Raw genomic sequence first — 24,591 nt, 5'->3', positions numbered from 1 at the left:
ACTCAGCCGTGCTGGACCGGACGCAGCAGAAGCCGCGTCAGCCAGGCGATCACGCCCGCGTGGTGAGGGGCTTCCAGCAACTGGCGCGGCATGTCCATCGGCGCGACGGGCGGAGCCCAATGCGCGGCCTCGACCGCAGTCACGGTCTGGGAGTCGATCAGACGTTCGGCACTCATTCCTTGATCCATTGGTAAAGCCAGGTTTCGCTGAGGTCGCGCCCGAAGCCGGTGATGCCCGCGCGCAATTCGACCAGTCCGCCATCGGGGGCGCTGGCCTCGATCACCAGCCGCCATTTATTCGTTCCCGAGACCCGGGACAGCACGGTCTCGACGATCTCGCCGCCGCCGGCATGGACTTCGGGCTCGAGCTTGGCGTCGGCGGGCAACCCGGACAGGGTGCCGCCTTCGAAGTCGATCACGAACTTCCGGCGGTCATGGACGTTGCGCACACCCGCGACGCCACCCTTGCCGACCCGGGTGCGGACGATGCGCGCGCGTTCGACGCACCCATCGCCCGGCGGTGTCATGCCCCAGTGCAGCCGGTAGGCGACCTCCAGCGCATCGCCCCTGCGGACCTTGCCCTCGGGCACCCAGAAGGCCACGATATTGTCGTTTCCTTCCAGATCCGACGGGATCTCGACCAGCCGCACAGAGCCCTTGCCCCAGTCGCCCAGCGGCTCGACGATCAGCGAGGGGCGCAGTTCGTAATGCGCGCCCGCGTCGAGATAGCTGTCGAAGGCGCGGTCGCGCTGGATCAGCCCGAACGAGGCCGGGTTGCGCGCGCCCAGATAGGAACTGGCCAGCCGCGGCGGGTTGTTCAGTGGCCGGATATAGGTGTCGCCGCTGCGGGTGTTCAGCACCAGCGCCTCGCTGTCATGCACCCGCGGACGGAAATCGTCGAAGGCGCCGCGGTCGTTGTCGCCCAGCAGATACATCGAGGTCAGCGGCGCGACGCCAAGTTGCGCGACATCCTCGCGCAGGAACAGCCGGGCCGTTACCTCCATCACCGTGGTCTCGCCCGGCACGATCTCGAATCGGTAGGCGCCGGTCACCGAGGGGCTGTCGAGGGCCGCGAACAGCGTGACGGCGGTCGCGCCGGGGGCCGGGCGTTCGATCCAGAATTCGCTGAAGAGCGGGAATTCCTCGGGTCCGCCGATGGCGGTGTTGACGGCCAGCCCGCGCGCACTGATCCCGTAGACATTGCCGCGTCCGAGCGCACGGAAATAGCTGGCGCCCAGGAATGCCACGACCTCGTCGAAGATATCGGCACGGTTCAACGGTGCATGCAGCCGGAAGCCCGCCACCGTGGGCAGCGCCATGTCGGCAGGAACCCGGTCGGCGAGCGTGCCCTCATACTCGAAATCCTCGGCCGAGAAGCCCATCGGCTGCACCACCCCGTCAACCACCTCGTGGACCGCGACCGGCGTCTTGAACAGCCAGCCCGGGTGGAAGGCATGCAGCCGGAAGAACGAGCCCTCGCCCTGCCAGCGGGCATGGTCGGGCCGGAACCGGATCCGGCGATAGGCGTCGTAATCGAGCCCGGCGATCAGGCCCTCATGCTGGGCGGCGGGGATATAGGCGCCGACGGCGCGCGCGCGCATCCGCTCGGCAAGGATATCGAACGAGAAGGTCTCGGGTTCGGGCAGGGGGGACATGTCCTGCTGCGCCAGGGCATGACTGGGCAGCAAGGCCGCTGCGGCGACCGAGCAGGCAAGTCCGCCAAGTGCCTTTCGGCGCGTCACATTCGCCACGGCGGTCCATCGTCCCGAGGTGGGAAAGCCTTCTGTCATCAGGTACCTCCTGCGCCGCGGCCTGCATCACTGGTTGCCACAAGAAACGCGCCCTGTCCCGGGATGTCGCAATTCCGACATGCTGCACGGCAGAATCACGCCGTTCCCGCGGGCGTTGTCGGCGGAATGTGGTGAATCTTTCAGCGGCTGCAATGTTACATTCGGCGCGCATGATTGAATTGCCCGCTAAACCCCTGCCTGATAGGCGGAAATCTGCTCAAGGACATGCTGTCCCGGCGATTCCGGGGGCGGTTCGCGACTTCGTTCCCGGCTCGGTAGGCCCGACGTGATGCTGCACATGCGAAGCCTTGGCGTCCGGGCCGATCCTGCCTCCGGACTTAGCCTTCGGGCGGCAGCATCTTGCCGGGATTCAGGATGCAGGCCGGATCGAACGCCGCCTTGAGCGTGCGCATCCAGTCCAGCGCGGCGCCGTGCTCGGCGGCCATGTATTTCTGCTTGCCGATCCCGATCCCGTGCTCGCCCGACACCGTGCCGCCCAGCCGCAGCGCGGTTTCGGCCAGCCGCCCCGAAAACTCCAGCGCACGGGCCATCTCGGCGGCGTCGTCAGGATCGACCCGCACGCCGCAATGGAAATTTCCGTCGCCGACATGGCCGACGATGGCGCTGGTCAGGCCCATGGCGCGGGCCAGATCCTGCGCCTCGACCACCGCTTCGGCGAGTTTCGAGATCGGCACGCAGACATCGGTGGCCAGCGTCCGCTTGCCCGGCTCCAGCGCGCCGGTGGCGTGGTGGGCGTTGTGGCGCATCGCCCAGAGCGCGTTGCGCGCCTCTGTCGTGGTGGCGTCCTGCCAGCCTGCGACGCCGAACCCGTCCGCAATCTCGCGGAAGGCGGCGGCCTGTTCGGCGACAGCGGCGGGGCTGCCGTGGAATTCAAGGAAAAGATGTGGGTTTTCAGGCAGATCGGTGCCGGAATGCAGGTTAAATCCGCGCACCATGGTTTCATCGACCAGTTCGATTCGGGCCATCGGAATGGCCGACTGGATGACCGCGATCACGCAATCGACGGCCGCCGCCACGCTGGCAAAGCGGCAGATCGCGGCCGAGATCGCCTCGGGCTGGGGATGCAGGCGCAGCGTCAGTTCCGTGATGATGCCCAGCGTCCCCTCGCTGCCCACCAGAAGATGGGTCAGGTCATACCCGGCGGAGGATTTCCGCGCCCGGCTGCCGGTGCGGATCACCGCGCCATCCGCCATCACCGCCTCGAGCGCGAGGACGTTTTCGCGCATCGTGCCATAGCGCACCGTCGTCGTGCCGCTGGCCCGCGTCGCTGCCATGCCCCCTAGCGAGGCATCGGCGCCCGGATCGACCGGAAAGAACAACCCCGTGGCGCGCAGATCGGCATTCAGGCGGGTGCGGGTCAGGCCCGGCTGGACAATTGCGATCTGGTCTTCGGGATGGATCGCAAGCACGCGGTCCATGCGCGACAGATCCAGACTCAGCCCGCCCCGGATCGGCAGATGCTGGCCTTCCAGCGAACTGCCCGTGCCGAAGGCCGTGATCGGCAGGCCATGCGCGGCGCAGGCGCGCATGATCGCGGCGATCTCGGCGGTGGTTTCGGGGAAAGCCACCGCCTCGGGCAGCGTCGGCGGGAAATGCGCCTCGTTCCGGCCATGCAGCGCGCGCACCGACTCTCCGGTCGATAGCCGCGGGCCAAGGATGTCGGCAATCTCGGCAAGGGCGCCCATTCTCGTCTCCTGTCGCGGGGTTCGGCCCCGATCAACCGCGTCGGGGGACGGATTGCAAGGGCTCAGCCGTGGCTGGCCAGCAGCGCGCGCAGGTCGTCCAGCGTGTTCGCCTCGGCCGGGGGCTTGTCGCGGCGCCAGCGCGCCATGCGCGGAAAGCGCAGCGCGATGCCCGACTTGTGGCGCGGGCTTCTCTGGATGCCCTCGAAGGCGATCTCGAAGACATGCTCGGGTTTGACCTGCCGCACCGGGCCAAAGCGTTGCAGAGTGTTCCGGCGCACCCAGGCGGTGATCTCGCGGAACTCGGCATCGGTCAGGCCGGAATAGGCCTTGGTGAAGGGCACCAGATCGCCCCCGTCCCAGACCGCAAAGGTGAAATCGGTGTAGAGCGTCGCGCGCCGGCCATGGCCCGCCTGAGCATAGATCATCACCGCATCGACCGTCAGCGGGTCGAGCTTCCATTTCCACCAATCGCCCTTCTTCCGCCCCGCCAGATAGGGCGCGGCGGCGCGTTTCAGCATCACGCCCTCGGCCCCCGCGGCGCGGGCGGCGGCACGGGTCTCGGCCAGCGCCGTCCAGTCGACAAAGGGCAGAAGCGGCGACAGGCGCAGCGGCGCGCGGTCGGGCAGGCAGGCAAACAACGCCTCCAGCCGGGCGCGGCGCTCGGCCAGCGGGCGGGGGCGAAGATCGGTGCCGTTCTCTTCTAGCAGGTCATAGGCTTTCAGCACCACCGGCGTCTCGGCCAGCAGCCGTTTCGACAGGCTCTTGCGGGTGATGCGTTTCTGAAGCGCGGCAAAGGGCAGGGGGCGGCCATCGGCCCAGCCAAGGATCTCGCCGTCGATCACGGTGCCCTGGGGCAGGAAATCGCGGGCCTGAGCCAGTTCGGGGAAGCGGTCGGTCATCAGTTCCTCGCCGCGCGACCACAGGAAATGCGTCCCGCCCCGGACGATCAGTTGCCCGCGGATGCCGTCCCACTTGTATTCCGCGCACCAGTCGGCGGGATCGCCCAGCGCCTGCGGGTCCCCCTCGATCTGATAGGCAAGGTAGAAGGGGTAGGGCCGCGACAGCGCGGCCGTCGGGTCGGGCGTTTCGATCAGCGCGGCCCATGTGGTCGTCGCGGGCGTCCAGTCGCCCATCAGCCGATGCGACAGATCGGCCTCGGCGATGCCGGTGGCCCGGGCCAGCGCGCGGGTCATCAGCGTCTGGCTGACACCGACGCGAAACCCCCCGGTGATGAGCTTGTTGAACAGCAAGCGTTCCGTGCCGTCGAGCCTGTCCCAGACAGTCAGGATATGCGCCTTGCGCGCGGGCTCGTCCATCTGTGCCAGGGCCGCGATCTCGGCCATGTGGTCCGACAGGCTGGCCGTGCTGGTGCCGCCTGCTTGCGGCAGCACCAGCGCGATGGTTTCGGCCAGATCGCCGACCACCGGGTAACATTCCTCGAACAGCCAGAGCGGCAGCCCCGCCCGTTCCGCCGCCCATTCGCGCAGCCGCGTGGTCGTGACCGCCCGGCGCGGGCGGCGGCCCGACAGAAGTGCCACGGTCCAGAGCCGGTCGGTCTGGGGCGCATCCGTGAAATAGGCGGCCAGCGCCTCGATCTTGGCATTGGTGCGGGTGGTCCGGTCCAGCGCGGTGAACAGGGCGGCGAAGCGTTTCATGGTGCGTCCTCGGCGCTGTCGAGGGTTTCGCCCTCGTAGGCGGTGCGCACGATCTCGGCGTCGTAGCCCTGATCGGCCAGCCAGCGGCGGAAGACGCTTGTATAGCCGTGGGTCACGAAAACCCGCTCGGCGCCCGTCTCGCGGATCGCGGTGTTCAGCCCCGACCAGTCCGCATGATCGGACAGCACGAAGCCGCGATCCGCGCCGCGCCTGCGCCGCACGCCGCGCAGCGCCATCCAGCCCGAGGCAAAGCCCGTCGCCGCCGCCCCGAAGCGCCGCGCCCAGGGCCCGCCCAGCGCCGAGGGCGGGGCCAGCACCAGCGCACCGGCATGTGCCTTGAGATCGGTTTCGGGCGTGACCGGCACGGTCGGGGGCAGGGCGATCCCCTGCGCGCGCATCACCGCACAGGTGGCCTCGATCGCGCCATGGGTCAGGATCGGGCCGATCCCGGCATCCACACCCGCCAGAAGCCGCTGCGCCTTGCCCAGCGCATAGGCGCCCAGCAGGCTGAAGCGTCCCTCGGCGGCATTGGCAGCCCACCAGTCGTCGATCCCGGCCAGAACCTGCGCCTGCGGCGCCCAGTTGAAGACCGGCAGCCCGAAGGTGCATTCGCTGACGAAGGCATGCGCCCGGACCGGCTCGAACGGTTCAGACAGGCCATCCGCCTCGGTCTTGTAATCGCCCGAGACGACCCAGACCTCGCCCGCCACCTCGATCCGGATCTGGGCCGAACCGGGCACATGGCCCGCGGGGTGAAAGGACACGAGCGCATCGCCGATCCGGCGGCGCTCGCCATAGGCGATCGTGTCCAGCGCGATGCCGCCCAGCCGGTGGCGGATCACCGGGGCAGCCGGGGCGGTGGCCAGATAGCGGCGATGGCCGGGGCGGGCGTGGTCGGAATGGCCATGCGTGATCAGTGCGCGGTCCACGGGCGCCCAGGGGTCGATGAAGAAGTTGCCGACCGGGCAGAAGATGCCGCGCTCGGTGAAGGTTAGGACGGACATGGAACGCAATATGGGTCGGGCGGCCGACCGGGCCACCGGATTACAACTGGCCGATGCGGTCGAGAACGCGCATGGGCGGGCGCGGCGCGGCGTAGTGCGTGAAATGCGCCGCCGCCTCGTCAAAGACGCGGGTGCGGGTGGGCGCGTCTCCCATCATCACCTCGTGGCGGGCGCCCTCGATCTCGCGCAGCGTGCCCGCGGGCCAGGCGCCCTTGAGCGTGCGGATCGCGTTCGGACAGACGATCCGCTCGTCGCTGCCCAGATAGGTCAGCGTGGGCACGCTCGGCGGCGGTATCCGCGCCAACAGGCGCGTCTCGCGTAGCGCCTCGTGCAGCCAGCCCAGGCTGGGCCCTCCAACCGCCAGTTCGGGCCGTGCGGCCAGTTGGCGCCGCATGTAACCGAACATCTCGGGATCGCCGGTCAACTCGTTGTCGTCGAAGTGGCAGGCCAGCACATAGGTCCTACCCCCCTTGGTCGGTGTGACCCGTCGGTCCAGCCCCAGCGGTCGACTTGCCGCGCTCAGCGCCCAGGCGGCGCGGCGCATCAGCGGCGAAAAGCGGATACCCCACATCGGCGCCGTAAACACGGCCGAGGCCACATCCAGCCCCTCATGCAGCGCGCGCAGACCGATGCAGCCGCCCATGGAATGAGCCAGCAGGTGAAACGGCCGGGGCAGGTCCAAAGCCTGTGCAACATCCAGCATCGCCGCGACATCGCGCTGGTAGGTGTCGAACCGGTCGACATGACCAAGCACCGGATCGTCATGCAGCCGGTCGGCCAGTCCCTGACCGCGCCAGTCGACGGCTACCGTGGCAAAACCGCGCGCCGCCAGCTCGCCAGCCGCGCGGCCATATTTCTCGACATATTCGGTGCGCCCGGGAAACAGCAGCACGGTTGCCCGCGCCTGCGCCGCCCCCCAGACCGCCACGCGGATGCGAACCCCGTCGGGAGCCATGACCCAGAACGCGGCGGTGTCCCCGGGGCCTTCGGCGATGTCGTTGTGAAAGGGCGCGCGGTCCATCGTTTCCTTGCGCTCGATCAGGTGAAGATATGAGCAAGCTGCATCGCCTTGCCCATGTCGCCCTCGATCCGCAGCTTGCCGGTCATGAAGGCGGTGGTCGGATTCAGATCGCCTTCCATCATGTCGCGGAACGTGTCGAGAGAGGCGGTCAACGTCACCTCGGCTTGCGTGTCGCCGGCATGGGCACCCTCAGAATCGACCATGATCGCGCCTTCGTCCTCGATCACGAACTTGGCGACGCCGTCGAAGCCCCCGTCGATCTTCGCGTTCAGGGTCTCGACTGCCTTTTCTATCACGTCGCTCATGGAAATCCTCCGGTCGTGAATGCGGGGATATCGCTTTTCCCGCAGGTTGCGCTAATCTTTCTGGTTATGGGCATGCGGCGGAACATTCTCAATCCTCTCGTCACGGCAATTTGCGCAGCATTCTGCCTGTCGGCCGCCGCTTGGGCGCAAGAGGACCGGGCGGACACGCTGCTGGACGAGTTGCAGCGGCCCGATCTGCCGAACTGGAAACAGGTCGAGCGCGAGGTCTGGGAGGAATGGGCGAAATCCGGCTCGCCTTCGATGGATCTGCTGCTCAAGCGGGGGCGCGAAGCGATCACCGTGGGCGCGTTCGAGACCGCGATTGCGCATCTGACCGCGCTGACCGACCATGCGCCGGATTTCGCCGAAGGCTACAACGCGCGGGCGTTGGCCTATTTCCGCGCCGGGCTTTACGGCCCCGCCATCGCCGATCTGGCGCGCACGCTGGAACTCAACCCGCGCCATTTCGGCGCGCTTTCGGGGCTTGGCGCGATTCTCGAGGAGAGCGGCCAGTTGCTGGCCGCGCGCGACGCCTATCTGGCAGCCCGCGCTATACATCCCCACGATCCCGACCTAGAAGGAGCCGTCGAGCGGCTGGAGTTGCTGACCTCTGGCCGCACGCTCTGAGGCTGGGCGAAAGGGCAGAAGATGTCAGATCAGGCGAGGGTCGTTGCGGTCCTCGGGCCGACCAATACCGGCAAGACCCATTACGCCATCGAACGCATGCTGGCCCACCGGACCGGCGTGATCGGCCTGCCGCTGCGGCTGCTGGCGCGCGAGGTCTATGACCGGATCGTTGCCCTGCGTGGGCCGTCCGTGGTGGCGCTGGTCACCGGCGAGGAACGGATCGTGCCGGATCGCGCGCAATACTGGGTCTGCACGGTCGAGGCGATGCCGGTGGGCACGGGGGCCGATTTCCTGGCGGTGGACGAGATCCAGCTTTGCGCCGATCCCGAGCGCGGCCATGTCTTCACCGACCGGCTGCTGAACGCGCGCGGGCTGCACGAGACCCTGTTCCTTGGCGCCGACACGATGCGCAGCGCCATCGCCGCGCTGATTCCACGCGCGCAGTTCATGCGGCGCGAGCGGTTCTCGGATCTGTCCTATACCGGCTCGAAGAAGATCAGCCGCATGCCGCCGCGGTCCGCGATCGTCGGCTTCTCGGTCGAGAATGTCTATGCCATCGCGGAACTGATCCGCCGCCAGAAGGGCGGCTGCGCGGTGGTGATGGGGGCGCTTTCCCCGCGCACCCGCAACGCGCAGGTCGAACTCTACCAGAACGGCGATGTGGATTACCTGGTGGCGACGGATGCCATCGGGATGGGGCTGAACCTCGACATCAAGCATGTCGCCTTTTCCGCCCTGTCGAAATTCGACGGCCGCCGGATGCGGCCGCTGCATGCCAACGAGCTGGCCCAGATCGCCGGCCGCGCGGGGCGGCACACCCAGCCCGGAACGTTTGGCGTGACCGGCGAGGCGCGGCCGCTGGAGGCAGAGGTGGCCGAAGCCATCGTCGAGAACCGCTTTGCCCCAGTGCGCAAGCTGGAATGGCGCAATTCCAGGCTGGATTTCGTCAGCCCCGAGCGGCTGATCGCCGCGCTCGAGGCGCGCCCCGCGGGCGAATGGCTGACCCGCGGGCGCGAGGCCGACGATCTGCACGCGCTCAAGACGCTTTCGGCGCTGCCCGATCTGCGTGACCGACTCGGGGATGCGCGCGACGTGAAACTTCTGTGGGATGTCTGCCGGGTACCCGATTTCCGCGGCATTTCCCCGGTCGAGCATACCGGCCTTCTGGAACGCATCTTCGGTTTCCTGCACCAGGGCGGGCGGGTGCCCGACGACTGGCTGGCGCGCCAGGTGCAGCGGATCGACCGGACAGATGGCGACATTGACACGTTGTCGAAACGGCTGGCCTATGTCCGGACGTGGACTTATGTCGCGCAGCGGTCCGGCTGGGTCTCGGACGAAGCCCATTGGCGCGGCGTCACGCGCGCTGTAGAAGACCGCCTGTCCGATGCGCTGCATGGCGCGCTGACGCAGAGATTTGTTGACCGGCGGACGAGCGTTCTCCTTCGCCGGTTGAAGCAGAAGGAGAGCCTTGTGGCCGAGGTGAACGACAAGGGTGAAGTGACGGTCGAGGGGCAGTTCGTCGGCCGTCTGGAAGGCTTCCGGTTCCGACAGGATGCCTCGGCCAGCCCGGACGAGGCGCGCACGCTGCGCCAGGCGGCGCTGGCGGCGCTGGGACCGGAGTTCCACCTGCGCGCCGACCGCTTCTACAATTCGCCTGATACCGAGTTCGATTTCACCGAACAGGGCGGGCTGATGTGGGGAAGCCATGCGGTGGGCAAGCTGGTGGCAGGCGCCGATCCGCTGAAGCCCCTGGTCGAGCCCTTCGTCGATGACGAGGCCGGCGTCGAGGTGGCCGAGAAGGTGCGCCGTCGGCTTCAGCATTTCATAGACCGCCGAGTAGCGACCCTGTTCGAGCCACTCTTGAACCTGCAGCGCGACGAGGCGTTGACCGGGCTGACCCGCGGCTTCGCCTTCCGCCTGGTCGAGGCGATGGGCATCCTGCCGCGCGATGGCGTCGCCCAGGAGGTCAAGGATCTCGACCAGGAAAGCCGCAGCGCACTGCGCAAGCACGGCATACGCTTCGGACAGTTCACGATCTTCATGCCGCTTCTGCTGAAACCGGCGCCGACGCGGCTGCGGCTGGTGCTGTGGTCGCTGCATCGGGGGCTGGACGAGTTCCCCGAAAGTCCTCCGCCCGGCCTGGTGACTATCCCCTCGGTCGAGGCGGTGCCGGTCGAGCATTACACGCTGGCGGGCTATCGCCCTGCAGGCGCGCGGGCGATCCGAATCGACATGCTGGAACGGCTCGCCGACCTGTTGCGCGCCGAGGATACTCGGGGCGGATTCGAGGCAAAACCCGACATGCTCTCGATTACCGGCACCACGCTGGAACAGTTCGCCGACCTGATGCAGGGGCTGGGCTACAGCGCCGAGCGCGGCGAGCGGCCCAAGCACAAGCCTGCGCCCTTGCCGCCGTCCGATGAGGCGATGGCGGACGGGGCGGAAGCACCCGTCGCCGAGGCCCCCATGCCCGAGCCGGAGGCAGAGCCCGCCCCGGCAGAAATCGAGATTTTCTATACCTTTGCCTGGATGCCTCAGCGCAAGGGCGGCGGCCAGAAGCCCCGCGGCGGCGAGCGCCCGCAGGGCAAGGGCAAGCCGGGCGGCCGGTCCGATGGCAAGCCGCGCGGCGGCAAGCACAAGGGCAAGCCGGGCGGTCCACGCCCCGACAGGCCGCAGAATTTCGAGGCCCGCCCGCCGCGCAAGGAAAAGCCCATCGACCCCGACAACCCCTTCGCCGCCGCGCTAATGGGGCTGAGGGACAAGTCCTGACCGCGTGAGCGATTCCGGCCCAAGCCCAACGATAAGGCTGGACAAGTGGCTCTGGCAGGCGCGGTTCGTCAAGTCGCGCACGCTGGCCGCCGCGCTGGTCGCGGGCGGGCATGTGCGGGTCAATGCCAACCGTACCGACAAGCCGGGCGCCCGCGTGGGGCCCGGCGACACGCTGACATTCCCGCAGGGCCATGAAATCCGCGTGGTGCGCATCCTTGCGCCCGGCGAGCGCCGCGGTCCCGCGACCGAGGCGCGCACCCTTTACGAGGACTTGACCCCGATCAAGGCAAGCCCACCCGAAAACCCACGATATGAGGGCAACGGGCGCCCTACGAAAAAGGACCGTCGGCAGATCGAGCGCCGGGACAAACCCCCGCTTGAATGATCCGCCCCGGTGTTCTAGTTCCTGCCCGACAAGGAAATCGAGAGCCTGCACATGACCTATGTCGTCACCGACAACTGCATCGCCTGCAAATACACCGACTGCGTCGAGGTCTGCCCCGTGGACTGCTTCTACGAGGGCGAGAACATGCTGGTGATCCACCCCGACGAGTGCATCGACTGCGGCGTGTGCGAGCCCGAGTGCCCCGCCGACGCGATCCGGCCGGATACCGAGCCGGACATGGACGAATGGGTCGAGTTCAACCGAAAGTATTCCCAGGTCTGGCCCGTCATCATCACCCGCAAGGACCCGCTGCCCGAAGCGACGGAACGTGACGGCGAGACCGGCAAGCGCGAGAAATATTTCTCCGAGGTGCCGGGCGAGGGCGGCTGACGCCCCGTCGGCGGCCAGTCGGCCCGTTTTCGGGCATGAAATGACCTTGCTGCCCAAGCTCTTGGTGTCGGCGCAGAGCTACGGTGCTTTTCCTGCGCCGTTTTTTATGTTACGTTGCCTTAATAAATGGCCGACCGAATCCTGATCGCCACGCGCAGAACATGTCGTCTGCGGGGTGGTTTTTCAGCGCCAAAGTGCCCAGATGGCCGGAAAAAATGCTTTCCCGGCGAAGCTTTGGTGCTGTGCAGGGGTCCATGCGAGGAAGAACTGAATGTCGAAGACCAAGAGAGCCGAGTTCCGCCCCAACGACTTCGTCGTCTATCCCGCGCATGGCGTGGGCAAGATCGTGTCGATCGAGGAGCAGGAGATCGCGGGCATTCCGCTCGAACTTTTCGTGATCTCGTTCGAGAAAGACAAGATGACGCTTCGCGTGCCTACCAACAAGGCGACCGAGATCGGGATGCGTTCGCTCTCGACGCCGGATATCGTGTCCAAGGCCATGGCTACGTTGAAGGGCAAGGCCAAGGTCAAGCGCGCGATGTGGTCGCGCCGCGCCCAGGAATACGAGCAGAAGATCAATTCGGGCGACCTGATCTCGATCGCCGAGGTGGTCCGCGACCTGCACCGTGCCGATGATCAGCGCGAACAGTCCTATTCGGAACGCCAGCTCTACGAGGCTGCGCTGGAGCGTCTGACTCGCGAAGTTGCGGCCGTTTCGGGCGTGGACGAGGCCGGTGCGCAGAAGCAGGTTGACGAGGTCTTGGTTTCGCGCGCGGCCTGACCCGGCTTTCGCAGGAACTGAAAAGGCCGCGGCCTCGCGCCGCGGCCTTTTCGTTTTCCTTTATCGCCGAGGATCAGCGCCCCGGCAGGTCCAGCACCAAATTGCGTCCATTCTTGACATAGCGCAACTGGTTTTCCCCGATTACGGCGACGCGACCGCCATCCAGCCGGTCGCCGACCTTGACCTTCTCGTAGCGCCCGTTCGCCAGGCGGACCAGCGCACGTCGGTCGCCTGACGCGCCATAGACCCCGATCAGGTTGATCTGGCGCAGGTTGATCGCCTTGGGCACTGTGGCTTGCCGCGCAACATTGGCCGTGGTCGGAATGCGCGGCGCGGCGGCAGCGGCAGTGACAGGAATGGCAGGAGCGGTGCTGCTGCCCAGATCCGAGGGGCGGGACGAGGGACGGATCGAGCGGGCGATCGCAAGATCCGATTCCGCGGCCTCATCCGCTGCGGCTTCCTCGGCGGCGAGGGCGGCGGCGAGGGCGGCCTCGATATCGGTCGAGCGATCGGCCATTGGCGGGGGGGCAGCGGCTGCCAGCGCCGCCGGTCGCGGGGCCGGGCGCAGAGCGGGTACGTTCACGCTTGCCGTGGTGGTGGCCTGGGCTTCGGTTGCCAGATCGCTCGGACGCAGGCGCGGACGATACGCGGCAAGCCGTGTCGCGACGGCCGGGTCGGAGATCAGCGCCGCGGCGTCCGGCAGGGCCGCGGAGTCTGCCTCGAGACTTGCCGCGTTCGCGCCGGTTCCAGCTCGCGGAGCCACCCTGACCTCGTCTCCGGTGCCGGGTTCAGGGTCGGACCTTGCGTCGGGCTCTGTTGTCGTGTCGGGCGCCGTCGGAGTCTCGATCTCGGCCGGGGCGGTAATCGGCTCTGGCTGCGAGCGTTCTGGCGGCGTGACCGGGGGGCGTCCCATGACGACCGGCACGACGAACTCGGGACGTTCGGGCGGGGTGACTGTGGGCGCTCCCTCAATGACGGTGACGCCTTCCTCGCCCCCCCTCGTCGCCTCGGCCAGCCCGGATCCGGCGTCTTCGCCTCCGGCCTCCGCGGCGGGGACCTCCGATATCGCGGCGGCGTCTGCCGCGGTTTCGATACGGTCTGCGGGTGCGGGCTCGGGTATTTCGGCGGTGACGGCTTCGGGAGCCGCGGCGGGGTCGGCTGCCCGGCCGCGCGGCAACAGGGGAGGCTGGCCGGCAAAGACCATCACGCCGTCCGGCGTCAACGCACCCTCGGGGGTCGCGGCGACAAGGCCCCTGTCGTCCAGCACGAAGACCTGATCGTGCCCGGGTGGATCGGCCTGCAACGCCAGCGGCAGATCAAGGGCCCGGCCAAGCTGGGAATCGGGCAGCGTGGATGAGACGGGCGGACGGATGGAGGGGTCGAGTGCGGCGACGAACAGGTCGTCGATCCGCCCGGGCGGCGGCGCCGTCATTGGATCGGGCGCAAGCTGCCACAGTCCGGTCGTGGCATAGCTTTCCGCAGCCTCGGTTTCACTAAGCGCTGGCAGCGCCACGATATCCGCATCCGACGCTTCCTCGGTTGGGTCGGACTGGGCCGCGAATTCCACGGCGGCCCCTGTGGACGGGGTGTCGGGGGCGGCCGCCGACTCGGCAATTGTGCTTGGCGCGTCGGCGCTTTTCTCTCCGCTGGGGAGCAGCGACCAGAGCACCACGACCGCCATCACCACCACCAGGCCGCCCGTCAATGCCAGGCCAAGCCGCAATTTACCGTCCTTGACCGCCGATACGGGCTCATCCTTGCCCAGCGGCCAAGGGGAAGGTGGTCTTGCGCGCGGGGCTGTCGGGGTGGCAGGTATGGCGTCCCGCCCGGGATCTGTCGGTATCCCGCTGACCGGTGCCGCGCGGGTTGTGGGCGTGGGCGGGGGGGCAGCCCGGACCGCCTCCTCGATGTCAGCCTGCGTGGCGGATGTCGCGGTACGGGCGTCACCGCCATCCGGCTCATCGGGCTTGTTCAGCGTCAGTCTGGTGGTCGCGGTTGCCCTGGGCGGGCGGCTATCGGCCGGTGCTGGGGGGGCGTCCTCGGGGCGGTGCGTCGAGGCGAACGAAAGCGCCGTTTCTACCGGATCCGCAGCAGAAGGCGCCGACGGGGGCGGCGTCGATGCAGCGGGTGCAGCCGGTTGCGAAGAGGAGGCAAGCTTGGGTTCAGCCCTTGTCTTGCGCTTATGCGCGGGCAAGGTTGAAGTTCTGGCTGCCGTGGACGCGCTTGCAGCGGGGCGATCGCCGCCCGTTTCGGGCATGGCCCGGCCTTCCTGATGGGCCGCCGGTCCCTCGGGTTCGGGTGTCTCCCCCTTCGGAAGCAGAGTCGCCGCAAGCGCAGTCGGGCCGAAGAAGGCCTCCCCCTCGAACCTGTCATCCGGGGGGGCGGCCACCCAGCAGACCGGGTTGAACATGTGCAGTGTGGCAAAAGCCTCGGCCTCGGCCAGAGTCTCGCGCGCGACCACGGCCAGCCGGGCGGTGCCCGCGCCGACTTCCTGCCAGTCGAAGACAAGATCGTCCAGCACATAGGGTGTTAGCCCGTCCAGCCCGCGCCGCAGGCTTGTCCTCTTCTCGGCCGGACTGTCGCCGACGAAGGGCAATGTGGTGTAAAGCACCTGGCTGTCGGGGATGACCAGCTTGGTCAGAAGCCGCCCGCCCGCGAGGCTCTCGGCTGTACCGCGCATCAACCGCAGCGTTTCGCCAAGCCCCGGATCGTCGAGTAACACATCGCCCAGCCGCCGCCATCCGCCCCTTGTGCGGTGCAGAAGCCCGATCCCGTCCTCGGAGAGCGTGAGCGCGAAGCCTGGTTTCATTACTGCCTTCTAAACCGGTCGCCAGCCGGTTCCAAACCAGTGTCGGGGGAGTATAGCAGGAAACCGCCGAGGCTTAGAAGAGCCTCGCGAGAAATTCAGGGGAAATGCCTTGCCGCGGATTCCGCGCCGCGCGATGCTCGGCCCGATTTCCAATCACAGGACCACGACCATGACACGACCGCTCGCCCTTCTGGTGATCCTTGCCGTGCTTGCCTTCCCGGCCACCGCCGACACCCCTGCCCGGGTGACCGTCGTCGGCGAAGGTCTGGCCGAGGCCGTGCCCGACATGGCAACGATCACCCTGGGCGTCACGCATGAGGCCGAGACCGCCGAGGCGGCGATGGACCGGGTTTCGGCCGATCTGGCGGCGGTGCTCGACAGCCTGCGCGCCGCGGGAATCGAGCCGCGCGACCTGCAGACGGCCGGGCTCTCGCTGTCGCCTGTCTGGAGCGGGCACGAGCAGGGCCAGCGGTCGCGGATCACCGGCTATTCCGCCTCGAACACGTTGAGCGTGCGGGTGCGCGAACTGGACAATCTGGGCGGGACGCTCGACCGGGTGATTTCCGAGGGCGCGAACCGGTTCCAGGGGCTGAGCTTCGGAATGCAGAACCCCGATCCCCTGCGCGACGAGGCCCGCCGCCGCGCCGTGGCAGAGGCGCTGCGCAAGGCCGCGCTGTTGGCCGATGCTGCCGGGCTGGCATTGGGTCCGGTGCTGTCTCTTGAAGAAGAAGGTGCCGACATGCCGCATCCGGTCAGGTTCGAGGCCGCCCGGATGGGGGGCGACGCGGTCCCCGTCGCGCCGGGTGAATTGGCCATCGAGGCGCGGGTCCGGATGGTCTTTGCCTTGGGCGAGTAATCCCGAGAAGGGCAGGGCGCGCCACCGCGCCCCGCCCGGACTGCCTCAGACCCTGGCCAGCGCCTGTTCCAGGTCGGCGATGATGTCGGCGGCGTCCTCGATCCCGATCGAAACGCGCAGCGTATCGGGAGCGGCACCGGCGGCGACCTGCTGCGCCTCGCTCAACTGCCGGTGCGTGGTCGAGGCCGGGTGGATGATCAGCGAGCGCGTGTCGCCGAGATTCGCCACATGGCTGAACAGGTTGACCGCGCCGACCAGCCGGACACAGGCCTCATAGCCATCCTTCAGCGCGAAGGTGAACAGCCCACCGGCACCCTTGGGACAGATCCGCGCAACCCTCTCGTGCCAGGGCGAGGAGGGCAGCCCGGCATAGGTCACACGGGCCACCTTGGGATGGGTTTCCAGCCAGCTTGCGACCTTGACCGCATTCTCGACATGGCGCTGCATGCGCAGCGACAGCGTCTCGATCCCCATCAGGGTGTAATGCGCCGCTTGCGGGTTCATCGTCATGCCGAGATCGCGCAAGCCCACGGCGATGCCGTGGAAGGTGAAGGCCAGCGGTCCGAAAGTCTCGTGGAATTTCAGCCCGTGATAGGCGGGTTCGGGGGCGGCGAGCGAGGGGAACTTGTCCGAGGCCGACCAGTCGAACCTGCCCGAATCCACAATGGCGCCGCCGGTCACGGTGCCGTTGCCGGTCAGGTATTTTGTGGTCGAATGAACAACCAGCGTCGCGCCATGCTCGATCGGGCGGCACAGATAGGGCGTCGCCGAGGTGTTGTCGACGATCAGCGGCAGGCCGGCGGCGTCAGCCACGCCCGCGATGGCGTCAAGATCGGTGATGTAGCCGCCCGGGTTGGCGATCGCCTCGCAGAATATCGCGCGGGTGTCCTCGTCGATGGCGGCCCGCACCGCGTCCAGATCGTCGAAATCCACGAATTTCGCAGACCAGCCGAAGCGTTTGATCGTCTGGCTGAACTGCGTGACCGTGCCGCCGTAAAGCCGGGTCGAGGCGACGACATTGCGCCCCGGCCCCATCAGCGGGAACAGCGCCATGATCTGCGCGGCATGTCCCGAGGAACAGCAGACACCGCCCACGCCGCCCTCAAGCGTGGCGATGCGTTCCGCCAGCACGGCCACCGTGGGATTGGTGAGCCGCGAGTAGATATAGCCTACTTCCTGAAGGTTGAACAAAGCCGCGGCATGGTCGGCATCGCGGAACACATAGGCCGTGGTCTGGTAGATCGGCGTCTGCCGCGCGCCGGTGGCCGGGTCGGGGCGCGCGCCCGCATGCACCTGCAACGTGTCGAAACCGTATTGCGGAGCCTCGCTCATCGGAACTCTCCCTGTTGTCCGTTTGCCGCCAGCATTAGGCCATCGCCCGCAACCCGGCAACATGGGGCCGGGCAAAAGGACAGCCTTCCGCGGCTGCCGCCCGGGCCGGAACGCTGGCCCTGCGGCGCTGGTCCGGCCGGTCCGATCATCCGCCTGTCCCGCTCAGCGCATCCAGAGAGTGTGCCGTTTCAGAATGCTGCGGATCGCCTGTTCGCGCCGGGGCAGGGCCCCGAACTCGCCCAGCAACGCGCGCCGGGATCGTCCATGCGCGGATCGGCGGGCCAGAGCGGCCCCGGCTGCGGCTCGGCCACGATCAGGCTGCCCGCGAAATCCGGATCCGAGGCGCGCAGCGCGGCGGCGAACAACACCGCCTCGTATTGCAGCCGTCCGGCCTGGCCGACGATCACGACATCGAACCGGTCGCCCGTTTCCGTCCTGCTCCCTGCCATCCGTCCCTGTCCTGCCCGTCTTTCGGCGCTACTATAGGCAAATCGCGCCAAAGGCTTGCATGGTATTCGCTCGCCAATGCAAATCGCGCGACGGCCAGCCGGGTTGATCCCCATACGGCCCTTGTGCCGCCTGCCGACGCCTGACCAGTTCCACAGGGCCGTGGAAACTACCTGCCCCCGGCTTCGGCTGGGGGCTTTTTTATGCTTCTTCGCTATCAAGACGATCGAGCATCTGGACGATGAAGGATGTAAACGCTTCGCCCCATTTCGTCGCACGTTTCATTTCTTCGACTGGAACGGCGTCAACGGCCAAGTTTTCGTTACCAACCCTTTCAAAGATTGCGAAAACAACAAAATTTTCATCAGCCGTCAGATAGCCTGCACAATGCCCGTGGGCTATTTTGTTTCTAGATTTGGAATGTCGTTCGTAAGATTTTTTATGTTTTTTCAGAAAGTTGACCGCTTCTTCGGCAGGACCGCCTTCCTTTATCAAGCGGATCGCTTCTGCAAGCTTTCCCGAACCGCTTTGCTTTCCGATGGTATCGGCGGCTTCGTGATATGGAAGACCCATGACCGTGGCTAGAAGCATTGCTAGAGCACCGTCAAGTGTTCCCCATGCAAGAACTAGATCAAGCATGGCTTCGCGGTGTATGGTTTTTAGCGGAAGCTTGAAGTTTCCGGCTTCAATTTCGCGGTTGAGTTGATTGCTGTCCATGACACACCCTGCGCTTCGGCGACAATGATGCAGCGCAACCGAAGCTTCGGGCAAGCGAACGATTCACGAAAGCGTGAGTGTTTCCGGGCTGCTATGGTTTGAAGTCGCCCAGTTGGTTGCCTTAGGCAATCCTAAGGCAGAGTCACCAATCTCTAAAAAAATCCAATGATTTCAAAGGGGAATGGTGGGCGACCCTGATATGACACAGTTAAGCGAATACAAGTGCTTAGAGTGTCAAACGACCCAGAGTCGGCTTGCTGAAATTCAAGTAAATTTCCAGAGATTGTCAAACCCTCTGCGGGGCCTCAGAGCGAGGAACCGCGATGACCTACATGAACCAACTCGACCTTGCGGATCTTCTGGGACCGCCAAGGGCTGAAAAGGAAAACGCCGCCCCGGCTGGACCCCGGAACGGCGCAAAGATCGATGGAAATATTGACACCACGGAACATAGCACAAGCCCGGACTCGTCGCTAGACCTGCCGTTGTCACTCACTTTCTTCTGCAGCAAGACCGACACGACGCCCCAAAACGAAACGCTGACACTGCGCCAGTTTGTCGAACGGGCCGGCAGCGTCTTTGCCGATGAGAAGGCCGAGCTGCCTTTGGTGAAGCTGGGCACGTTCAAAGGCGGCAGGAAGGCCGAACACCTGACCGCACGCCACGGAGTCGAAATCGACTATGACGCGGGCGAGGTGACTCCGAACGAAGCCGCGGCAAGGTTGCGGGCGGCAGGACTCGCCGCTGTCGTTTTCACCTCTTCAAGCCATACACCCGACAAGCCCCGGTGGCGTGTTCTACTGCCAACCGCTGCCCCCGTGAGCCCGGCAGCGTCCGCGGTCCTGGTGGAACGTGTCAACGGCGCCCTTGGGGGCATTGCCGGCAAGGAGTCTTTTGACCCGTCGCGCTGCTACTTCTTCGGACGTGTCAGGGGCAACGCGCCGCCCGAGATCCACATGATCGATGGGCGAACGATCGACCATGCAACCGACCTGCCGCGCATCGGCAAACGGGCGGCGCCGATCGATGACCTTGCCGAGCTGCTAGGGCCAGACACGCCCGCGCCGATTGCCACGGAACAACGGCCGCTGTCGCTGACAGCCGCACAGGTCCGCGATCTGATTGAACACCTGCCGAACCCGAATGATGCTGACCGCTGGCACCGGAAGGAAACCGTCACGCTGGCGCTAAAGCACCAGTTCAGCGGCGATGCTGAAGGACTCGAAATCCTGCACTCATGGGCAAGGAAGATCGGTCCCGACTATGACGCGAAGGAAGTTGCCAAGGAATGGCAACGCCGCAAGGTGACGCCGCCGAACGGCCGCGCTGCGATCACGCTGGCGAGCCTTGTTGCCGAGGCGAAGGCGCACGGCTGGTCCTGGCCCGAGATGGAAATCAGTGACTCCGACTTCGAAGACCTGCCGGAACTTCCGCGCGCCAAGTCGCGCCTGTCATTCCTGAGCCCTTCCGAATGCGAAGCTGCCCCGTCGCGCGGCTATGTCCTGAAGGGCTTCCTGGCACCGGGCGACGTGGGGTGCATTGTGGGGGCACCGGGCGCCGGCAAGTCGCTGCTCTCGCCCTTCCTTGGATATGCCGTTGCACAGGGCCGGGAGGTCTTCGGAATGCGCGCGAGGGCGGGCGGCGTGTTCTATGTCGCGGCCGAGGATCCGCACGGGATGCGCGGCAGGGTGAAGGCGCTGAAATCCATCTATGGCGATGCACCCGAGTTCCAGCTTGTCGCAGGCGTGTCCGATCTTCTGGCGAAGGAGTCGCCCGATTTGGTCGCGCTTCTGGAAGCTGTGAAGGCGCAACGCCCCGCATTGATCTTCCTCGACACGCTGGCAATGGCGTTTCCCGGACTCGAAGAGAACAGCGCGGAAGGAATGGGCCGGGTTGTCAGCGTCGCGCGAAAGTTGACCAGATGGGGCGCTGCCGTGCTTTTGATACACCACGATACAAAAGACGGGCAACAGGGACTGCCGCGGGGCCATAGCTTGCTGAATGGCGCTCTTGACGTGGCGCTGCATATCAAGCGCGACGAGTCAGGCGTGGTGCGGGGCCGGCTGACCAAAAACCGCAACGGGCCATGCGACAGGGATATCGCGTTTACCATTGGCACGATTGCCGGCGGGACAGATGAAGACGGCGACGAAATCCGGTTGCCCTACGCCGCGCCATGTTCGGCCGCTGCAAGCTACGCATTCGAGAAACTGCCAAGGTCGGAACAAGCGGCGCTGGACGTTCTAGAGCGTGAGGGCGGCAGATTGCCTGAAGCAGATTACAAGGACGTCATGGCGAGCGGGCGCGACGTGTCGGCGTCCGACAACGCAAAGTCGCGTCGCGACGTTGCAACTAGGGCGATCCGGGGGCTTCTGGAAAAGGGACGCATCAAGTTTAAAGATGGGTTCTACTGCATCCCCGACGACTTCGACGACTTGGACACAGAGTTTGTCGCTGACGCGACAGCGCGACACGACGCGACAGAAGCGCGACAAGTCGCGATTGTCGCCACCCGGCAAACCGATGCGCCAGCGCGACCGACGCGACAGCAGCCCTTTAGGGCTGTCGCGTTGTCGCGTCGCGTCGATGCCCTGAGTTCGGTTGAGATAGAGGGGATGGTTTCATGATCCCCCTGCCGATCTGCACCACGGATGCCGCGTCGCATGAACCGCGAACGTTGGCTGAAATCGATCATGCAACTGGTTCGATCCTGCATTCAGTCGCATCGGCAGCGGGTCCTTGCCTCGGGGGCGGCCACGCGGGGGACTCCGACCGCGAAAAAAACCGCTCTTCAGAAATTTTCAATCTTGGGAGTCCGATATGTCAGGACCTGTGACCTTCATTGACGACTTGGGCGAACTGCTAGGGGATGAACCGGAACCCGGCAGCCGCCATGTGCCGCCCCGCTTAATGGGAACTTCAAGGAACGATGACTCGGGGCAATCCGCTGCCGGTGGACCCGCCGCGCCTGAAGGGCCTCCTGAGCCCATTCCTGCGATTACCGACGAGTCGGGCATGGCGGCGCTTCTGGGAATTGGAGCAAGTCAGATCCGCACGAAGGCACGCGACGGAATCCTGATCCGATCGGGGCGCGGCCGGTACGATGTTCGGGCCAGCCTTGCACGTTACCTGGCGCAGTTGCGCGATGCCGCGTCGCGCGGCGGCAGACAGGGGCAAGAGGAAGCCAATCGCGATCTGAAAGCGGAATCGATCCGAGTGAAGCGGGCGCAGGCCGACGCGCAAGAACTGAAGAACGCTGCATCGCGCGGCGAACTGCTGGAGGCAACCGCCGTCGAACGGCAGTGGGCATCGATCCTGCGCGATGTTCGGGCCGGGCTTCTGGCGGTGCCGTCCAGAGTTGGCGCCAAGCTGCCGCACCTGACCGCGCATGACCTTGCCGAGATCGACCGAGAGATCCGGCGCTCACTTGAAAGGTTGTCGGATGGGAATTGAACTGACCGCAAGCAACGCGCTGCAAGCCCTACGCCCGCCGCCAGCCATTCCGCTGGCCGACTGGATCGAGTCAAACATCTACCTTCCACAGACTGCATCGGCATTGCCCGGAAAAATGCAACTCTGGGCCTATCAGCGCGGCATCTGCGATGCGATCGACGATCCTGAAATTGAGCGTGTCACAGTCCTGAAGTCAGCGCGCATCGGCTATACCGCGCTCCTGTCGGGTATCATCGCGGCGCATGTGGCGAACACGCCTTGCCCGATCCTGTCAGTTCTGCCGACCAGTGACGATGCCCGAGATTATGCCGTCGATCTGGAAGGCATCTTCGAAGCTTCGCCGGAACTTCGCGGCCTGCTGTCCGACGAAGCCGACGAGTCCGGCCGCTCGACCATGCTCAACCGCAGGTTCGCAGGGGGAAGCCTAAAATTCGTCGCGGCCAAGTCGCCCCGAAATTTGCGACGGCACACTTCCAAGCTGCTGATAATGGACGAAATAGACGGATTCGAAGTCAGCCAGGAAGGCGACCCGATCGAACTGGCGACCATGCGCACACTGACTTTTCGCGATCGGAAAATCATTGCAGGATCGACTCCCGTCTTCGATTTCGGGCCTGCGACGCGGCTTTACGATCAATCCGACAAGCGGGTTTTTGAAGTGTGCTGCCCGAGTTGCGGCGATTTTGCGGAAGTCCGGTGGGCTGATTTGCGATGGACCGAAGGCGACCCGGACTCGGCGCATTGGGTTTGTCCGTCGAACGGCTGCATCGTGGAAGAGCGGCACAAGCCTGCGATGGTCGCGGCAGGGCGTTGGCGAGCAACGGCGCCGGACGTGAAGGGACATGCGGGCTTCAGGATCAACGCCCTTGTCAGCCCGCATTTCAATGCCCGATGGGGCAAGCTGGTGGCCGAGTTCCTGAAGGCGAAGCGTAGCCCCGATACACTTCAAACGTTCACGAACCTGGTTCTAGGCGAACCGTGGAAGACCGAAGGTGAGGATCTGGACGAACGCGCCCTGTTCGAACAGCGGGAGACTTTCAACCTGGAGGCATTGCCGCCGGAAGTCTTGTTCCTGACAGTAGGAGTCGATTGCCAAGACGATCGGCTTGAGGCTGTCATTATGGGGCACGGCGAGTCTGACCTGTTTATTCTGTCGCATGAAGTGTTCTGGGGGCCGATCGACGGCGAAGCGATCTGGGCGGACCTGGACTACCTGTTGCGGGAACGTTGGAAGCACCCGAAGGGCGGCACGATCGGCATTGATGCCGCCTGCGTCGATAGTGGCGACGGCGGGCACACTGAGATTGTGCACGGCTTCACGGCACCGCGGTTCGGGCGCCGTGTGGTCAGTATCAAGGGCGTTCAGGGCTTCAGCCGCCCGTTCCTTCAGCGATCTGGGTCGAAGGGCAGCCCGCTTTGGCTCGCTGGCGTCGATGCGATAAAATCGCAGTTGTTCAACCGCCTTTCGCGCGGGCAAGGTGTCCGGTTTGGCGATGCGTTGGAAAGTGTATACTTTGAACAGTTGACAAGTGAACGTCGCGTGGTGCGATATACGCGAGGAACGCCGCAAGCTCGGTTTGAGCGGATCAAAGGGAAACGGGCGGAGTCACTGGATGCGACGGTTTACTCTTGGGCAGCGCGGCATTTGATCGGGCAGAAGGTTGAGGCACGGGCAGCAGAACTGGCGAGTCCTGCGGCACCAAAAGCAAAGTCTAGAGTTAGTCGATCACATTGGATGGGGAGATAAGAAAATGGGTACAATTATGCATTTCGGAAATCGGAAGGTTGTAGATAACTTTTCGGGAAAAGAGGTAGATTTGGAACTCGGTACTTCGGGAGCCATGGGCAACGGCCCACAACTCTACTTGAACCTAAACGGACAGAGCATTTGCCTTTCGCATGAAGATGCGAAGGTATTCTGCGAAGCTGTAGATGGAGTAGCGAAATATCTTGGTTACTAGGTAATTTGCGACACATCCGATTACGATGCCTTTTTAGAACAGCACATCGCTTGAGCGAGCTCCTTTGCTCGCACGCTTGCCTCCGAAAGTGAGGCACAGGCTAAGTCGGCGCGTGAGATAAAGCCGTTGCCGGCAAAGTAACCCGGCATCATCCCTGCGTCGCCTTGAAGGACGGCGGCTTGTCCGGCCGACGCTTCAAGCGCATCTCCGAACCACGGGCCACGCCATACAACGGACTCCGGTTCGATTTCGTTTATCGGAATTGATATGATCGGTGCAAACATCTGCGACTCCTTCTTCTGAGAAGTCCAGCTTAGCAGATTCGCCCAACATTCCTACGGACGTCTAAAGTGATCGTCACTTAATAAGTGAATCAATCGTAGAAGGCGCAGAATGCAATGTCCAGATTCTCACCCGTGATCGGAAGCCCGCGTGTTTGCAGCCATTTTGCGACACATGCTGCCGCGAACTCGAAGGGCACCCCGGAAGCGTTCAACGCCTTTGCGTAGTTCCGGACCGCGCGTCGTTTGGCATTTGGCATGGGTCAACTCCGTGAGGGTGCGGGCGGCAGGGCCGAGGAT

The 24,591-nt window shown here is 65.4% G+C and carries 20 protein-coding genes and 1 pseudogene; 9 read left to right on the top strand and 12 right to left on the bottom strand.

The features are described from left to right. Positions 1 to 2 precede the first annotated feature (2 nt). From EV216_RS18185 to EV216_RS06825, 7 genes are all read right to left on the bottom strand, one after another. Entirely contained in the window at positions 3 to 176 is a 174-nt protein-coding gene (locus EV216_RS18185; RefSeq protein WP_165899179.1) for a hypothetical protein, read from the bottom strand. After that, positions 173 to 1,789 carry an OpgD/OpgG family glucan biosynthesis protein gene (locus EV216_RS06850; protein ID WP_132694317.1) on the bottom strand — a complete coding sequence of 539 codons (1,617 nt, stop codon included), beginning with the start codon at positions 1,787 to 1,789 and terminating at the stop codon, positions 173 to 175. The genes EV216_RS18185 and EV216_RS06850 overlap by 4 nt, the downstream gene beginning before the upstream one ends. A 338-nt stretch (positions 1,790 to 2,127) precedes the next feature. After that, positions 2,128 to 3,495 (bottom strand): FAD-binding oxidoreductase, encoded by a 1,368-nt coding sequence (locus EV216_RS06845; RefSeq protein ID WP_132694316.1) that lies wholly within the window; start codon positions 3,493 to 3,495, stop codon positions 2,128 to 2,130. 62 nt (positions 3,496 to 3,557) lie between these two features. After that, positions 3,558 to 5,150 carry an ATP-dependent DNA ligase gene (locus tag EV216_RS06840; protein WP_132694315.1) on the bottom strand — a complete coding sequence of 531 codons (1,593 nt, stop codon included), beginning with the start codon at positions 5,148 to 5,150 and terminating at the stop codon, positions 3,558 to 3,560. Continuing rightward, positions 5,147 to 6,154 (bottom strand): ligase-associated DNA damage response exonuclease, encoded by a 1,008-nt coding sequence (locus EV216_RS06835; RefSeq protein WP_132694314.1) that lies wholly within the window; start codon positions 6,152 to 6,154, stop codon positions 5,147 to 5,149. The genes EV216_RS06840 and EV216_RS06835 overlap by 4 nt, the downstream gene beginning before the upstream one ends. A 40-nt stretch (positions 6,155 to 6,194) precedes the next feature. Further along, entirely contained in the window at positions 6,195 to 7,175 is a 981-nt protein-coding gene (locus EV216_RS06830) for an alpha/beta fold hydrolase (protein WP_132694313.1), read from the bottom strand. Positions 7,176 to 7,192: 17 nt separating this feature from the next. Next, positions 7,193 to 7,480: an SCP2 sterol-binding domain-containing protein gene (locus tag EV216_RS06825; RefSeq protein ID WP_132694312.1), complete on the bottom strand. Its 288-nt coding sequence runs from the start codon at positions 7,478 to 7,480 to the stop codon at positions 7,193 to 7,195. A gap of 72 nt (positions 7,481 to 7,552) precedes the next feature. Here EV216_RS06825 and EV216_RS06820 point away from each other — a divergent pair, with 72 nt between their 5' ends. From EV216_RS06820 to EV216_RS06800, 5 genes are all read left to right on the top strand, one after another. After that, positions 7,553 to 8,107, top strand: a complete 555-nt coding sequence (locus EV216_RS06820; protein WP_132694311.1) for a tetratricopeptide repeat protein — start codon at positions 7,553 to 7,555, stop codon at positions 8,105 to 8,107. Positions 8,108 to 8,128: 21 nt separating this feature from the next. Beyond that, positions 8,129 to 10,879 carry a helicase-related protein gene (locus EV216_RS06815; protein ID WP_132694310.1) on the top strand — a complete coding sequence of 917 codons (2,751 nt, stop codon included), beginning with the start codon at positions 8,129 to 8,131 and terminating at the stop codon, positions 10,877 to 10,879. 4 nt (positions 10,880 to 10,883) lie between these two features. Beyond that, positions 10,884 to 11,264 (top strand): RNA-binding S4 domain-containing protein, encoded by a 381-nt coding sequence (locus EV216_RS06810; protein ID WP_243642001.1) that lies wholly within the window; start codon positions 10,884 to 10,886, stop codon positions 11,262 to 11,264. A 51-nt stretch (positions 11,265 to 11,315) separates the two neighbouring features. Next, positions 11,316 to 11,654, top strand: coding sequence for a ferredoxin FdxA (gene fdxA, locus EV216_RS06805; RefSeq protein ID WP_132694309.1), 339 nt, complete (start codon positions 11,316 to 11,318; stop codon positions 11,652 to 11,654). A gap of 271 nt (positions 11,655 to 11,925) precedes the next feature. Then, the gene (locus tag EV216_RS06800; RefSeq protein ID WP_132694308.1) at positions 11,926 to 12,435 is read left to right on the top strand and encodes a CarD family transcriptional regulator; all 510 of its coding nucleotides are present in this window, start codon (positions 11,926 to 11,928) and stop codon (positions 12,433 to 12,435) included. A 73-nt stretch (positions 12,436 to 12,508) separates the two neighbouring features. Here the strand turns inward: EV216_RS06800 and EV216_RS06795 are convergent, their stop codons facing one another. Further along, positions 12,509 to 15,244: a hypothetical protein gene (locus EV216_RS06795; protein WP_132694307.1), complete on the bottom strand. Its 2,736-nt coding sequence runs from the start codon at positions 15,242 to 15,244 to the stop codon at positions 12,509 to 12,511. Positions 15,245 to 15,413: 169 nt separating this feature from the next. Here EV216_RS06795 and EV216_RS06790 point away from each other — a divergent pair, with 169 nt between their 5' ends. Continuing rightward, entirely contained in the window at positions 15,414 to 16,100 is a 687-nt protein-coding gene (locus EV216_RS06790) for an SIMPL domain-containing protein (RefSeq protein WP_132694306.1), read from the top strand. A 45-nt stretch (positions 16,101 to 16,145) separates the two neighbouring features. On the opposite strand, the gene EV216_RS06785 is transcribed toward EV216_RS06790, so the two are convergent. From EV216_RS06785 to EV216_RS06775, 3 genes and pseudogenes are all read right to left on the bottom strand, one after another. Continuing rightward, on the bottom strand, positions 16,146 to 17,432 hold the full coding sequence (locus EV216_RS06785) for an O-acetylhomoserine aminocarboxypropyltransferase/cysteine synthase family protein (protein WP_132694305.1): 1,287 nt from the start codon (positions 17,430 to 17,432) through the stop codon (positions 16,146 to 16,148). Positions 17,433 to 17,677: 245 nt separating this feature from the next. Next, positions 17,678 to 17,881, bottom strand: a pseudogene (locus EV216_RS06780) (hypothetical protein); the annotation flags it as partial. Between the two features lie 199 nt (positions 17,882 to 18,080). Next, entirely contained in the window at positions 18,081 to 18,596 is a 516-nt protein-coding gene (locus EV216_RS06775) for a hypothetical protein (protein ID WP_132694304.1), read from the bottom strand. A gap of 323 nt (positions 18,597 to 18,919) precedes the next feature. Here EV216_RS06775 and EV216_RS06770 point away from each other — a divergent pair, with 323 nt between their 5' ends. The 3 genes from EV216_RS06770 (at position 18,920) to EV216_RS06760 (ending at position 23,796) form a co-directional block, all read left to right on the top strand. Then, the gene (locus EV216_RS06770) at positions 18,920 to 21,223 is read left to right on the top strand and encodes an AAA family ATPase (protein WP_132694303.1); all 2,304 of its coding nucleotides are present in this window, start codon (positions 18,920 to 18,922) and stop codon (positions 21,221 to 21,223) included. Between the two features lie 388 nt (positions 21,224 to 21,611). Continuing rightward, a complete protein-coding gene (locus EV216_RS06765; RefSeq protein WP_165899178.1) occupies positions 21,612 to 22,049 on the top strand; it encodes a terminase small subunit in 438 nt (145 codons plus the stop codon). Then, complete coding sequence (locus EV216_RS06760; RefSeq protein ID WP_132694301.1) at positions 22,039 to 23,796, top strand: phage terminase large subunit family protein; 1,758 nt, start codon at positions 22,039 to 22,041, stop codon at positions 23,794 to 23,796. Before EV216_RS06765 ends, EV216_RS06760 begins: the two co-directional genes overlap by 11 nt. 234 nt (positions 23,797 to 24,030) lie before the next feature. Here the strand turns inward: EV216_RS06760 and EV216_RS06755 are convergent, their stop codons facing one another. Further along, positions 24,031 to 24,294: a hypothetical protein gene (locus EV216_RS06755; protein ID WP_132694300.1), complete on the bottom strand. Its 264-nt coding sequence runs from the start codon at positions 24,292 to 24,294 to the stop codon at positions 24,031 to 24,033. Positions 24,295 to 24,591: the final 297 nt, after the last annotated feature.

The sequence above is a fragment of the Rhodovulum steppense genome, assembly GCF_004339675.1.
Classification (GTDB): Bacteria; Pseudomonadota; Alphaproteobacteria; order Rhodobacterales; family Rhodobacteraceae; genus Rhodovulum; species Rhodovulum steppense.
Note: the sequence above shows the minus strand (reverse complement) of the source record. Positions and strands in the feature narration are given on the sequence as shown.